Origin of the sequence: Sorangium sp. So ce426, from assembly GCF_051475585.1 — a bacterium.
Taxonomy (GTDB): Bacteria; Myxococcota_A; Polyangia; order Polyangiales; family Polyangiaceae; genus Sorangium; species Sorangium cellulosum_B.
In genome coordinates, this window is the sequence record NZ_CP150341.1 from 4,995,820 (window position 1) to 5,009,255 (window position 13,436).

Sequence of the window (13,436 nt, forward strand, 5' to 3'; positions counted from 1 at the left end):
CTTCACGCAGACAACCATCCATGCCTCGCGTTCACCTCGTCACCACCGGCGGCACCATCGCGAGCCGCGTCGATCCGAAGACGGGCGCCGCCGTGCCCGCCGTCCGCGCGGAGGAGCTCGTCGCCGACGTGCCCGCGCTCGGCCGTATCGCCGAGATCGCGGTCACCGAGCTCTGCCTCGAGAGCAGCTGGAACTTCGGCCCGGACAGGATCGCGGCGCTCGCGCGCGCCGTGCGCGATCTCCAGGTCGATCCCGAGGTGACCGGCGCCGTCGTCACCCACGGCACGGACACGCTCGAGGAGACGGCGTTCGCGCTGGATCTGCTGCTCGACGGGGACACCCCGGTGGTGCTCACCGGCGCGATGCGGGACGCGAGCACCGCGGGGACCGACGGCCCGCGCAACCTCGTCTCGGCCGCGCGGATCGCCGTCGAGCCGTCAGCGCGGGGGCTCGGCGTGCTCGTCGCGCTGAACGACGAGCTCCACGCGGCCCGGTGCGTGATGAAGACCCACACGACCGCGCTCGGCACGTTCGCCTCGCCGGGCGTGGGGCCGCTCGGCTGGGTCGACGGCGAGGGCGTCCGCGTCCACGCGCGCCCCGCGAGGACGCCGACCCTGCCGCTCGCGCCGCCCGAGCCGCGGGTCTACCTCGTCAAGATGGCGTCCGGGATGGACGATCTCCTGCTGCGCGCGATCCTGGATGCCGGGGCGCGCGGGGTGGTGATCGAGGGCTCGGGCGCGGGGAACGTCTGCGGGAGCTGGGAGGGGGCGATCGGCGCGCTGGTGCAGGCCGGCACGCCGGTGGTGCTGAGCTCGCGCTGCCCCGGCGGGCGGGTCACGCCGACGTACGGCGCGCCCGGCGGCGGGCGGCGGCTCCGGGACCTCGGGGTGATCGCCGCGGGCGCGCTCTCGGGGCCCAAGGCGAGGCTCGCGCTGATGTTCGCGCTCGGGGCGGGGCTCGACGGGGCGGCGCTACGCGCGTATTTCGACCGGCTTGCCGGGTAGACCCTCGCCCCTTGCGCCCGGGCCGCGCCGCTCGTCGCCGGCGCTGCTCGATGCCTTGCGCTTCAGCTTCTCCTCGACCCGCGTGCCCTTGAAGAAGCTCGCGTTGGCCTCGGTGTAGAGCTTGTACGGGTTCTCGAACACGTACGCCTTGAAGTCCTCGGCGCTGATGACGCCCTCCTCCACGAGACTCCAGCTCTCCGCGAGCGCCTCGGTCAGGTCGGGGACGTCCCAGTGGCCGACGTCGGAGGAGTAGATGGCGTTGATCTTCACGCCGAGCGGGTTCGCCTTGTTGTTGAACGCGGCCGCGATGGTGCGGTCGTCCGACTCGGATCCGAAGAAGAAGTTGTTCACCCAGCGATCGCGGATGTCCTCGATCTTCTCGATGCCCGCGGCCTCGAAGTCGTTGCGGTACTCCGGCGCCGGCTGGCGGGCGTCGCTCGTGTACCCGGCGCCCAGCGTGTCGGCGATCAGCTGCTCACCCTCGATGGAGCGCCCGTTTGAAAGCTTTGCGAGATCCGCGCCGTACCGCCGGAAGAGCTCGGTGAAGAGCGCGCGATCGGTCGCCGCGGGGTCGTAGTGCTTGAGGCCCTCCGGGCCGCGCTTCTGGAACCGGTCGACCAGGTGGATGTAGACCCGCGCGCCCCAGTCCGCCCCGCCCTCGAGCATGCCGATGCGGAGCCCGGGGAAGCGGCGGGTGACGCCGCCGAAGAACAGCGCCTTGGCGAACGCCTCCGAGCCGTCGGCGAAGTGGCCGACGTGGTTGTTCATGTAGTTGCTGATCGACGAGCGCCCCGTCCAGCCCTGGCTCCCATAATGGGTGAGGACAGGCACGCCAAGCTCGACCACCTTCGCCCAGAAAGGATCGTAGTCGTACTCGCTGTCGATGCCGTAGAAGTCGATGTACGTCGCGTACTTCGCGATCTCCGGGTGGTGCGCCGGAGGGTACTTCTCCGCGATGGCCTTGATGGGGCGGCGCACGCCGCCCGCGATGTTGATCGCCTTGAGCCCGAGCTTCTTGACGGCGAACTCCAGCTCTTCGATGCCCTCCTCGGGCGTGTTCAGCGGGATGCCGGCGACCGGGGTGAGGCGGTCGCTGTACTTGCGAAACAGCTCCGCGTGGTAGTGGTTGATCGCGCGCTGGAGCGCCTGCCGCGCGCCCGGGTCCTTCACGGCGAGCGGCGCGAGGGTGTTGTTCGGGAACAGGACCGAGTAGTCGGACCCTTGCTCCTCCAGGCGCTCGGCGAGCAGCTCCGGCAGGTGGTACGTGGCCACGTCCAGCGTGTTGCGCGTCACCCGCGCCCACCACGGCGACCTGACGGTGCGGTAGTGCTGCCGCTCCTCGGGCGTCTGGCTGTACCAGTCCTTGCCGCTGCTGTTCTCGGCGTTGCGGCGGCGGGAGCTCAGCGCCTTGCGCAGATCGTCGACGAGCTTGGCGCCGCCGTACGTGGCGACGAAATCCTCGAGCGCCGGCGAGTAATCGTTGGTGTGGATGTCCGTGTCGATGACGGGGTAATCGAGCTTTTCCTTGACCGCCACGGAGGGCGAGGCCTTGAGACGAGCGATACGGTCGGTCATGAAGACTCCGGAGAAGGGTAGGGGCGCACCGAGGCCGCCGGTGGATGGTCGATGGCCGTGCTGGCGCGCCGCTCGCTGCAACACGCGTGCCCCGGCGCCGGTGCCGGGGGGTCTCGCGCTCTCGACCGCGGATCTCGGCGCCCCTCCGGCGCGCTCGCCGCGCGCGCTGCTCGGATCCGAGCAGCGGTTCAGCGCGGCTGCTTCCTCAGCAACACCCGGACGCCTCGTCGCGCGCGGCCCCGGTCGCGCAGCGGTCCTCTCGGCGGCCGTGAAGCGCAGCTAGCAGCTGCTCGCCGGGCCGCCGCCGGGGCAGATGGTCGGGAGGCTGACGCCGGTGGTGGTCCCGTTGATCCAGTCCTTGTAGGTCGAGTGCTGCACCTCGTAGCCGATCCAGCCGCTCCCCTTGGCGAAGTAGTACACCTCGTCTTTCCCGGCGCCGTCGATGATGACCTTCTTGATCACGTCCGTGTAGACTTGACCGTTCGGAGCGGTGACGGAGGACAGGTGCTCGACCGTGTACCGCTGCCACGTCCAGCCCTCGTGCCACGAGTCGCAGGCGCCGCAGGTGGTCTCGCTCTGCGCGTCGACGTAGATGTCGAACGTGTAGGTCTGGACGCCGCGTGACTTGTCGAAATAGCGCGGCAGCACCTTCGCACCTCCCCAGTCGGTGGTGTCCTTCGGGGCCTGGTAGGCGTAGCCGCCCGAAACAGGGTCTCCGCGCCACTGGTGCCTGCAGTCGGTCGGGCAGTTCAGCGCGCCGCACTGCTCATCGCAGTACGTCTGGATGCCGGTGTCGAAGTACGCCCACGAGGTGTCCTTCCACAGCCGGATCCACTGCTCGTCAGCCGTGTAGGACTCGTAGTCGGCGCCGTTCCTGCCCTTCACGTAGACGAACTGCCTGCGCCCCGAGTCGTCCTTGCCCTGCGGGACGTACCATCGAGCTCCGGTCACCTGCGTTGTGTACTGGGGGCCGCTCGCGCTGCATCCCGGCGTCATGTAGTCGAAGAGGTCGACGACGCTGGAGGTCCGGCACGACGTCGAGGTCGTCCAGATGGGCCTGCCGGCGGTGTTGTAGATGACGAGGTTGCAGTCGTCCTGGAGGGCGAAACGTGCGCCGGGGTTTCCCGCGGTCCTGGAGCTCCAGAGCGCGCGGGTGCCGGCGTAGAGGACCAGGTTCCCGTCGGTCTGCATGATGAACCTCGTCGTGTCTGACCGGGGCGCCGTGTGCGTGGCCCAGGACGCATCGGTCTCGTCGTAGGCGACGACGTTGCCGTCCGTCTGATGCACGAGCCTCACCCGGCCGTTGCACGACCGGATCGACTGGCTTCGATCGAGAGACTCCCCCGGGGCGAGCCCGCCGCACGCGAGGGCGCCCTCGGCCGTCCCGGTGAGCTCGTCTGGCTCGGCGCGCTCGTCCGACTCCGACGAATGGCCGGCGCCACAGGCGGAGAGAGCTGCCGGGATCGCCACGAGGACCAACGGATAAAAGAATCGTTTCATTGCAAGCGTCTCCTTCTCGGAATGCAGCGCAGAGAGGACCGCGCTCGGTGCGCAGAGCTCACCCGACGAGCCGCCACGTGCGGCCAGGGAAGGCGCCGAGCGTCTCGCCGGGGGCAGCTTCGCCCCGGAGCGGGGAAGGGCCGTCTTCCTTCAAGCCCCGCTGCGCGGTCCGCGTCCCGTCACGTGCCATGAGCACCCCGCATGCCAGACATCCGCAGCGCCCCTCGGGCCGCGCGAGCGGCGCCTCGACCTCGGGTACGCAACGGCTGCGTGGAAGGGGCGAGTGGAGAACGCAGGGCTTGCTCAGGTAAGCAAACCTTGCTGGCGCCCCGACCGCCACCGGAAGGTCGGGCCGCTCCGGCCATCGACGATTCTTTCTGGCGGGGCCGATCGGGCTGCCGGTGGCACCGGAGGGGTGAGCAAGCTTGGGCCGAACGTCGACCCACCGTGTTCTGAAACGCTCGAATCAGCCGTTTCCAGGACGCGGAGCCGAAAGGCCCCCGGACGACCTCGATCCGCGGTGGCCGCCTGAACGTGTCTCCGTGCGGCAGGAGGACAAGGCGCTGTAACGGCACGTGCGCGCCAATCTGCACGGCCGTTCAGCGCGCATGACGATCATTCCGCGCCGGATTGGCGGCTGATACCTCAATGATCACGCGACCGTCGAAGGCTCGCTACCGGCCCGGGCGGACGTATCGTGGGCCGGACGGGGATCACAATCGCCTAGACGATGACAAGTTTTCATGAAAGCATCGCACATCTCGCCCTCTTCGGACCAGCTACGCCCGGTCGCATTGCTCGACCCATCTGCTCCGCATGCATAGCCTCGAGTTCCTCCACAAGCAGGTCGTACCGGCGTCGCGGCGGCGATTCGCGGCGGCGCTCGCGAGCATCGGTCTTTCGGCTTGCCACGGCCCGCCCGCGGGCGGCGGCGCTCCCGATGCTGGCGCGCCGTCCGCGGAGCCAAGCGCGAGCGCCGCGGCCGCCGACACGACGCCGAGCGGCGTCAGCCTCCGTGACGTCTACGTCCGCACGGCCCCTTATACGACGGCCACGATGGGCCACTTCGCCACGGGCCTCGCCCTCGCGGACATCAACGGCGACCATCTGCCAGACATGATCGTGTCGAACGGGAACGACATGAGCCCGCAGCCGCTGGTGGTCTTCACCAACGATCCCCGCAACGGCAACCGATTCGCTTCCTGGCCTACCTGGCTCGCCGACGTCAACGAATATCACGGCGGCCTCGCGGTCGGCGATGTCGACAACGACGGCTGGCTCGATGTCGCTGTCGCCGTGGCTTTCGGCCGCGATCGCGACATCTCGGGCGGAGGCGTCCGCATCTACCGGAACCTCGGAGGCAAGCTCGAGCAGGCGCCGTCGTACAGGACCTCCGATCACTACCTGACCGCTGGCTGCGCGCTCGGCGATATCGACGCCGACGGGGATCTCGACCTCGCGGTGGCGGTGATGCTCGAGGGCACCGGGACCATCCCACCGACCCCCGGCACGCCGCCTCCGACGCCGGGCCGCGCGCGGATTTACCTCAACGAAGGCGGCTCGATCGCGAGCAAGCCGGCGTGGCGATCCGAGGTGGAGATGATCGCCGGCGACGTCACCTTCGCCGACGTGAACCAGGACGGCTGGATGGACCTGGTGGTCTCCGGCGAGCACGCGCAGGTCTTCTATGGGCACGCGCCGAAGCCCGGCGAAAAGGTGCCCCTCGCCGTCCGCCCGAGCTGGGAGTCGAAGGACACGTTCCCGTTTTCCTACTCGGTGGATGTCGGGCGCTTCGGCCAGGACCCCGCCCTGTCGCTGGTCGTGTCCGACAGCTGCCTGTTCAGCGATTGCGACAGCCGGTTCGTCATGTTCACGCCCGCGTCGGGGAACGAGTCCGTCTGGCGCTCGGCTCCGGTGCAGTATGCCTCGAAGGTCTACCTCGCCGATCTCACCGGGGACGGCAACCTCGATCTCATGGCCGGCCAGTGGGGGCCCAACAAGCAGGGCGGCGCGCTGTGGGGATTCGATGGATCGGCGAAGAGCCCGCCGTTCGCCGCATCGCCGGATTTCGTGACCGAGACCAGCTCGGTGCTCGAGGGGCTCGCCTCGGCCGACGTCAAGCGGCGGTGTCTGCGCACCAGGCGATACGAGCTCTCGTCCACATCGAAGCGCGCCGTGATCACGCTGCCCGATCGCCGGATCGCGGCGTACCGCAAGGTCCTCCGGAACGGCGCCGAGCTCCGGCGGTCGCAGTACACCTGGACGCCGGCGGGCAACTGGATCTCGCTCCGCAAGCCGCTCGACGCCGGCGACCGGATCGAGGTGGAGTACGAGTACTCCCCTGTCCAGGACATGGCCGTCGCCAACTTCCAGAACTACAGCCCTAGCATAGGCAATTACGTCTTTTTTAGCTTCCTCGAGCCCCCAACCTGCCCCCCTTGACGCCGCCCGGACCTGCGGCACACGCCGAACATGCACGACACAACAAAGCTCTCTCGTCTGATCACCGAAGCTGCCCGAGACCACGAGGTCAGAACGCGCATCCGCAGCGATCCGGAGTCCGTCTTCAAGGAGTACGGGCTCTCCGACCCGGACATCGCGCTCCTGCGGCAGAGAGATCTCGGCGCGCTGGCGAAGCATCTCCCCGCCGAGGTGTTCGAACGCCTGCTCGATCTCCTGAAGACGCTCGGGGAGGCACACATCTGCATCCCCTGGCCGCCGTCATCGATCACGGTGACGGAGATCACTCCGGCGAGCACCCCCCCCGGCGCGCTGCCGAAGTCCGTCAGGGTCAAGGTCACCGGCACTGGCTTCGAAGCTCGGGCGAATCTCAGCTTCCAGCACCCGTCTCGCACCGTGAATGCCACGACGGTCAGCGTGACCCCGGGCCCCTCATCGAGCCTCATCGCCGATGTCACGTTCGCCCTGGGAACGCAGGGGAGTTACAATGTCGTCGTGACCAATACGGGCGGCCTCAGCGGCACCTTGTCGATGGGCTTCACCGTGACCAGCAGCTGATCCTCCTGCGGAACGAGGCCGCGATGCTCCACCCGATGGGCGGGCTCCTCGACGTCGTGGCCCCATGGCTCCCAACGTCGCTGCTCGCCGAGCCATGGCGCGCCCGGATCCGGGACCTCGCCGAGCAGCTTCCCCCCGCCTTTGACTGGGGGCTCCTCGAGTGTCGCCTCGGACAGGGCGACCCGCGCGTCGATTTCATCGTGTGTGCGTCGGCCCGCGACGGTGGCCGCGAGCGGCTCGCGTCGCTGCCGCCGGGCCACGCGGCAGAAGGGACGCTGGGCGCGGCGGGGCGATTCGCGGAAGAATGGAGCCGGGAGGGCTCGCCGATTCACCGCAGCGTCCCGCTCATCTGGCTCGAATACGATATCCTGCCCGATCGCAGCGCGGCGCCGATCGTGTTTCCCTGCGTGGACCCGAGCTATTTGTCCCCGGACCCCGTGCTGCCGCTCGCGATCCCTGAGCTGCGGGCGGTCTGCGCGAGCGTCCTCGGCCTCGCGCTCGGCCGCCCGGCGCATGAAGAGGTCCTCGACATGCTCGAGCGCTGCGCCGCGCTTCTACCCGCGAACAGGCGTGTCCTGAGCATCGCGGCGATGCCGCGGCGCGGCCTTCGTGACGTGCGGGTTTATGTCGCCTTGCGCCTCGCAGAGATCCCGGCCTGGCTCCGGGCCATCGGCTGGTCAGGCTCCGAACGGCTCATCGACAGCGGCCTCGAGCTCCTTGGCCCGGGCGAAGAGCTGTTCGGCGTCCACATCGACGTCGCGGAGACCGTGGGACCGTACTTCGCCGTAGAGCGGTATGCGGGACCTACCCCCGCGGCCACGGCCGAAGGCCTTCGCCTGCTCGAGCGGCTCGTCCGGAGCGGCGCGTGCGCTCCCGAGAAGGGCGAGGCGATCGCGCGCTGGTCGGGCGCCACGAAGGTCGACCTGCCCGGCGCTGGATGGCTCGTCCGCGTCGACCGGCAGTTTTACCTCAAGCTGATCCCGCGCCCCGACGCCCCGCCCGAGGCCAAGGCATACCTCGGGTTTCACCCCTCCTTCACCCTGCTCTGAGCGGGCCGCGCGGGCGCGTCACACCTCGAGCAGGCGGGCGTCGAACGGCGCGAAGACCCGCGTCCAGCGCTCCGGGTCGGCGATGCCGCGCGCGCGCATCCAGTCTTCGGCCTCACGCACCTGGTCGGCCCGGGAGGTGAGCTGGCCGAGGAGGCGCTTCGCGCAGGCGGCGGAGAGGCCCATGTCGAGCGCGGTGTACTGTTCGATCGCCGACCCCAGGAGCTCGCGCGCGCGGCGGCGATCCCCCTTGAAAGAGGTCGAGGCCGCGCGGATCAGCGCGGCGTGCGCCTTGCCGTCCTTGCGAATCGGCTCCTCGTCGAGGGTCCTCGCGATCGCCTCGCACGAACGGAGGGCCTCGCCGCTCGTCCTCGCGAGCGAGAGCTGGACGCGCGCCTTCATGAGCCACGCGTCGATGCGCGACATCGGCAGGCGGAGCATCTGGGCGCGCTGGATGCGCGGCCAGTCCCGCTCGAGGCGCGCCCGCGCGGCGTCGGGCCGGCCCTCGTAGAGGTCGCAGTAGGTCTCCACCCGCGTCGAGTAAAAGTGCTGGACTGTGTACCCCTCCTGCGTCCAGCGCTCGAGCACCCACCGCGCGAGCCTTCGCGCTCCGTCGGTGTCGCCCCGCGCGATGCGGCAGTACGCTGCGTCCTGCGCGAAGCGCACCTGCCCGTAGAGATCGCCCCGCTCGCTCGCCTCGAGCTGGGCCTCGGTCGCGCGCCGCTCGAGCTCCTCGATCTCTCCGCGCGCATCCAGCCCGACGTGCACGAGGCCGTCGCCCACCGCGCACTCCCAGTGCACGCCGCTGCACCGGTCGCGCAGGAGCCGGGCGCCGCGATCGGCCTGCTCGAGCGCTCGCCAGCGGCCGACGTACATGTGCTCGAAGGCTCCCCAGATCAAGATGACGCCTTCGAGGTAGGGCGAGCCGCTCTGCCGCGCGAGCTCGCTGGCGCGGGTGAGGTAGGCCTCTCCACGCCGCGAGAGCCAGGCCCCCATGAAGCGCATCGTGCCGCCGACCTGCGCCAGGCTGCGGCCGACCCGCGTCGGCTCCCCGGCGTCGAGGGCGAGCAAGAGCGTGTGGAAGCTGAACGCGAGCCCGTGGGTGGGCAGGATGGGAGTGAGCCCCTTGCCGAGCGCCCAGCACAGGTCGATGCGGGCCAGGGCTTCGGCGGCAATCGAGGCTTCGGCCCTGGAAGCGAAGGCGATTCCTCGGAGCTGTAGCCGGATCAGCTTGTCCAGGATGACCAGCGTCGCTCGCCCCGCCGACGCCGGGTAGGCGACGCCGAGCTCCTCGAGGAGCGGCCTGGCCACCGAGAGGCTCTGGTCCACGTGCCCGGCGACGAGGTATGCCTCGACGGCCTGCCGCACGAGATCCCGCCGCTCGTCCCGCGGCGCGCCCCGTGCGGCGTCGAGCAGGACCGGCGCGGCCTCGACGCAGCGCCCCGCGTTGATGAGCGCGCGGCCCCTCCGGACCCCGAGGACACGGAGCTGCTGTGGCTCCAGAGGACCCCAGGCGATCGCCTGGCCGTAGAGCTCGGCGGCGCGATCGAAGGCCAGGGCGGCGTCGGCCTGCTCCGCGGCCAGCACCGTGTACTCCGCGGCGCGCGCCATGTCCCCGGCCCCGTGGAAGTGGTGGGCCAGGAGCTCGGGCTCCGCGTCGGGCGTCGCGAGGATAGCCTGCGCCAGCGCGCCATGAAGGGCGCGGAGCTCGTCGCTCGGCAGCTCGGCCACGACGCTCTCTCGGATCCGATCGTGGTAGGGCTCGACGAGATCCGTGCCCTTCGGCCCGCGCGTCCGGACGAGGCGCGCCGCCCGGAGATGGGCGAGGGCGCTCAGCGGATCTTCGCCCGGAATCCGCGCGGCGGCGGCGACCGCCTCCTGCGTGAGCGGCCGCGCGGCGACGGCGACCGCGCGGAGCACCTTGCGCGCGTCGTCGGGGAGCTGCGCGACGCGCGCCTGCACGACGCGCTCCAGCGAGAGGCGGCGATCGTCGCCGGGCGCAGGTGCGGTCGCGGCCTCCCGGGCCAGCTCCTCGACGAACAACGGGTTGCCGCCCGACTCCCGTGCGATCCGCTGCCCCTCCTCCGCGGAGAGCTCGCCGCCGCGTATCTGCCCTGCGAGCTCGACCGCCTCGTCCGGCGGGAGCGGGGCGAGCTCGACGACGGTGGGCTCGATCACCGGGATCTGGGCGTCGCGGAGCGCCTGGATCTCCCTGAAGAAGGGGCTCTGGGCGGCGTCATCGCTGCGGTAGGCGGCGAGCACGAAGAGCGGCGCCGGGTCGCTCGGCGAGAGCAGCTCCACGAGGAGCGCCGCGCCGTCCGGGTCCGCCCACTGGAGATCGTCGAGGAACAAGACGACGCGCTGCCTCGCACACAGCCGGACGAAGATCTGCTTGAGACCGATGAACGCCCGGCGCCGCAGCTCCAGCGGATCACGCGCGTCGGCCGGCGCCGCGGGCAGCTGTCGGAGCGACGGGCAGGTGCGCAGCACCGGGAAGATCCGTGCGGCGAGGTGCACGTCGCCGGCGAGCAGCGCCCGCTCCACGATCTCGGGCAGGCCGGCGATGTACTTCGCGAGCGCGTCGACGATGGGATCGAAGCCCTTGTACGGGACCGACTCCCACTCATAACACCGCCCCGAGAAGACCAGCGGCTGATCGAGATCGCGCAGCAACTCGAGAAAGCGCCGCGCGAGAGCCGATTTCCCGATCCCCGAGGGGCCTTTCAGATGGACGTAGGCGGGCGCGTTCGCCCCGCTGCGCCGGTAAATCTCCTGTACGACCTCGAGCTCTTGCTTCCGGCCGATCAGCGGCTGCCTCGGCGCCTCGCGCGGCGGCGCGACGCCGAGCCGCTCGAGCACCTCGGCGCCGGAGGGACGATCGCCCGGGGCGGTGGCGAGGAGCCGAACGCAGAGCTCGTCGAGATCGGCCGGAACGTCGGCGCGGCGCGACGAGGGGAGCGGCGCGGCGAGCTGCGTCCGCGCGAGGAGGCTCTCCCACATGGAGCCGGGGAAGGGGAGCTCCCCGGTCAGGGCCTCGAACAGCATCAGCCCCACCGCGTACCAATCGCTGGCCCGGCTCGGCTCCCGGCCGCCGACTTGCTCGGGCGAGAGGTAGAGCGGCGTAGCGGCGAGCTCGCGTCCCTCCCCCGGGGCGGCGTCAGGCGACGGCGACGAAGGAAGGGAGAGCCCGAAGTCGAGGATCACGACGCGCCCGCCGCGCTCGATGAGCACGTTCTCGGGCTTGAGATCGAGGTGGAGCAAGCCGGACGCGTGCAGGGCTGCGATGCCCCCGGCGAGCTGCCGCAAGATCGCGTAAATCCCGTCGCTGTTCCAGAGCGGAGCGCCGTCCGCCGAGCGGCTGGCTCTGATCTGCTCGAAGTAGGTCCGGAAGTCGGATCCGTCGATGAGCTCCATCGTGAAGAACCATCTGTCCTTCTCGGCGGTGAGCTCGTACAGCTGAATGAGGTTTGGATGGGACAGATCGGCGGCCCTGCGGAACTCGTTCTTGAAGCGGTAGAGGGTCTTTGGGTCCAGCCGCCGGAGCGTCTTGAGGGCGAAACGGCGGCCTCTCGCCGCGTCGACCGCCTCGTAGACCACACCCATGCCGCCTGCGCCCAGCCGCCGCAGCAGGCGGTAGGGGCCGAGTCGATCGCCAGCGTCCTCCGATGGCCGAGCAGCACCAGCGTTCTCCATATCCGGTCCTTTCACAGAAGCGCGCTGTCTGCCATTCTCGCCGCCGAGGATTGCTCCTGTGGTCCTGCCGTGCTGTCAGGGGCGTCGAGCTCGAAAGCCTCCACGGTATCGGTGAGGCCCTGGAGCTGAAGGAGCCCCGCCGCCTTCAGCGTGAAGGTATCCCGGAGGAGCTTCTGCGCGCTCGGCCCGACGGCGATGTGACCGGAGAGCGCTGCAGTGGCCAGGCGCGCTGCGAGCCAGGGCGTCGTCCCGGTGACCGGCCTCGTGCCGCTCCGCTCGGCGGCCAGCGGGTCCATCGTGACCGGCCCTGATTCGATGCCCATACGGGCCGTGAGCGCGGCGAGCGGCTCGTCTCCCTGTCTCGACGCCGCAGTGGCGACGGCGAGCGCGGCGCGCGCCGCGCTCGCCGGATGGCCGAAGAGGAACAGCGCCATGTCGCCGATCACGGCGGAGAGGTGTCCGCCGTGGACGCTCGAGAGCTCTGCGCAGCGCTGCAGCCCCCGGCGCAGGAGCGCATCGAGCTCGCCGAGATCGCGCGTTGCGCTCTTCGCCGAGAGCGCGTAGCACAGGGCCGTGGTGGAAGGCAGGCAGTCCTGGGACAACCCCGCCATGGAAACCGTGGGCTGGTCCGCCCCTATGCGGATGGGCTCGACCCGGCTCCGCCACGGCGCGCTGGGCTCGAGGACGCACTCCTCTATCTCCCGGAACAGCGCCGACGCCGCGACGTCGCGCGCGTGCACGTCTTTTTCAAGTACGCGCCTGAGGATCGCGCCTATCGGTTCTGCTCGGATCGGCGCGGGGATCGGGATCGGCTCGGGGCCCAGCTGCTGGGCGATCGCCGCCAGCAACGAATCACCCGACAGCACCTGACGGCCTGTGAGACACTCGATGAACACCAGCCCCCACGCGAAGAGATCCGACCGAGGCGTCGGCGGAAAGGCTCGGAGCTGCTCGGGCGCGGCGTAGCTCGGCGTCCCGAGCACCTCGTTGGTCGCGGTGATCCTGGCGTAGGTACCGTCGATGAACGCGCCGATCCCGAAGTCCAGCACCAGCGCGTTTCGCCGCGCGCCTGTCGGGATCACCATGATGTTGCTCGGCTTGAGGTCACGGTGGACGACGCCTTGAGCGTGGGCGCACGCGAGCGCGTCGAGGACCTGGAGCATCAGGTGCCGCGTCTCCCGCGGGGCGAGCGCCCCCTCTTCGGCCAGCACCTCGCTGAGATTCTTGCCAGGAGCGAAGTCGAAGACCGCGTAGGGGAACCCGGACACGGTCTGCCCGAAATCGATGAGGCGCACGATGTTCGGGTGATGGAGCTGGCCGCAGAGCTGCATCTCGCGACGGAAGCGGGCAAGGCGCTTTTCAGCGGGATGCGCGTCCCAGGTCTGGACGTCCAGCACCTTGATGGCGACCGTCTGCGTGGTCGCGAGCTGGCGGGCGCGGTAGACGATGCCGAAGCCGCCCTTTCCGAGCTCTTCGAGCAGCTCGTACCGCCCCTCGAGCACTGTGCCCGGCTCGAGGTTCTCTATATCGTGACGTATTTCCATCTGCACCTCAGCGACGTCCGCACGCCGTGCCTCAATAAAAGCGCAGAAGCGAGCCC

Annotated in this window: 8 protein-coding genes; 4 read left to right on the plus strand and 4 right to left on the minus strand. The window is 70.1% G+C overall.

What is annotated here, in order from left to right:
* Nucleotides 1-20: 20 nt before the first annotated feature.
* Entirely contained in the window at nt 21-1,004 is a 984-nt protein-coding gene (locus WMF44_RS18510) for an asparaginase (protein ID WP_437300441.1), read from the plus strand.
* On the opposite strand, the gene WMF44_RS18515 is transcribed toward WMF44_RS18510, so the two are convergent.
* Together WMF44_RS18515 and WMF44_RS18520 are read right to left on the minus strand one after the other, a co-directional pair.
* On the minus strand, nt 972-2,579 hold the full coding sequence (locus tag WMF44_RS18515; RefSeq protein ID WP_437300442.1) for an amidohydrolase family protein: 1,608 nt from the start codon (nt 2,577-2,579) through the stop codon (nt 972-974). The two genes, WMF44_RS18510 and WMF44_RS18515, sit on opposite strands and share 33 nt — an antisense overlap.
* A gap of 279 nt (nt 2,580-2,858) precedes the next feature.
* Nucleotides 2,859-4,079: a hypothetical protein gene (locus WMF44_RS18520; RefSeq protein ID WP_437300443.1), complete on the minus strand. Its 1,221-nt coding sequence runs from the start codon at nt 4,077-4,079 to the stop codon at nt 2,859-2,861.
* 816 nt (nt 4,080-4,895) lie between these two features.
* Here WMF44_RS18520 and WMF44_RS18525 point away from each other — a divergent pair.
* The 3 genes from WMF44_RS18525 to WMF44_RS18535 are packed head-to-tail and all read left to right on the plus strand — an operon-like array spanning nt 4,896 to nt 8,146.
* The gene (locus tag WMF44_RS18525; protein WP_437300444.1) at nt 4,896-6,521 is read left to right on the plus strand and encodes an FG-GAP repeat domain-containing protein; all 1,626 of its coding nucleotides are present in this window, start codon (nt 4,896-4,898) and stop codon (nt 6,519-6,521) included.
* 30 nt (nt 6,522-6,551) lie between these two features.
* Complete coding sequence (locus tag WMF44_RS18530) at nt 6,552-7,097, plus strand: hypothetical protein (protein WP_437300445.1); 546 nt, start codon at nt 6,552-6,554, stop codon at nt 7,095-7,097.
* Nucleotides 7,098-7,120: 23 nt separating this feature from the next.
* A complete protein-coding gene (locus WMF44_RS18535) occupies nt 7,121-8,146 on the plus strand; it encodes a hypothetical protein (RefSeq protein WP_437300446.1) in 1,026 nt (341 codons plus the stop codon).
* Nucleotides 8,147-8,164: 18 nt separating this feature from the next.
* Here the strand turns inward: WMF44_RS18535 and WMF44_RS18540 are convergent, their stop codons facing one another.
* Both WMF44_RS18540 and WMF44_RS18545 read right to left on the minus strand, forming a co-directional pair.
* On the minus strand, nt 8,165-11,836 hold the full coding sequence (locus WMF44_RS18540) for a serine/threonine-protein kinase (protein ID WP_437300447.1): 3,672 nt from the start codon (nt 11,834-11,836) through the stop codon (nt 8,165-8,167).
* An 11-nt stretch (nt 11,837-11,847) separates the two neighbouring features.
* Nucleotides 11,848-13,380: a protein kinase domain-containing protein gene (locus WMF44_RS18545; protein ID WP_437300448.1), complete on the minus strand. Its 1,533-nt coding sequence runs from the start codon at nt 13,378-13,380 to the stop codon at nt 11,848-11,850.
* Nucleotides 13,381-13,436 lie beyond the last annotated feature (56 nt).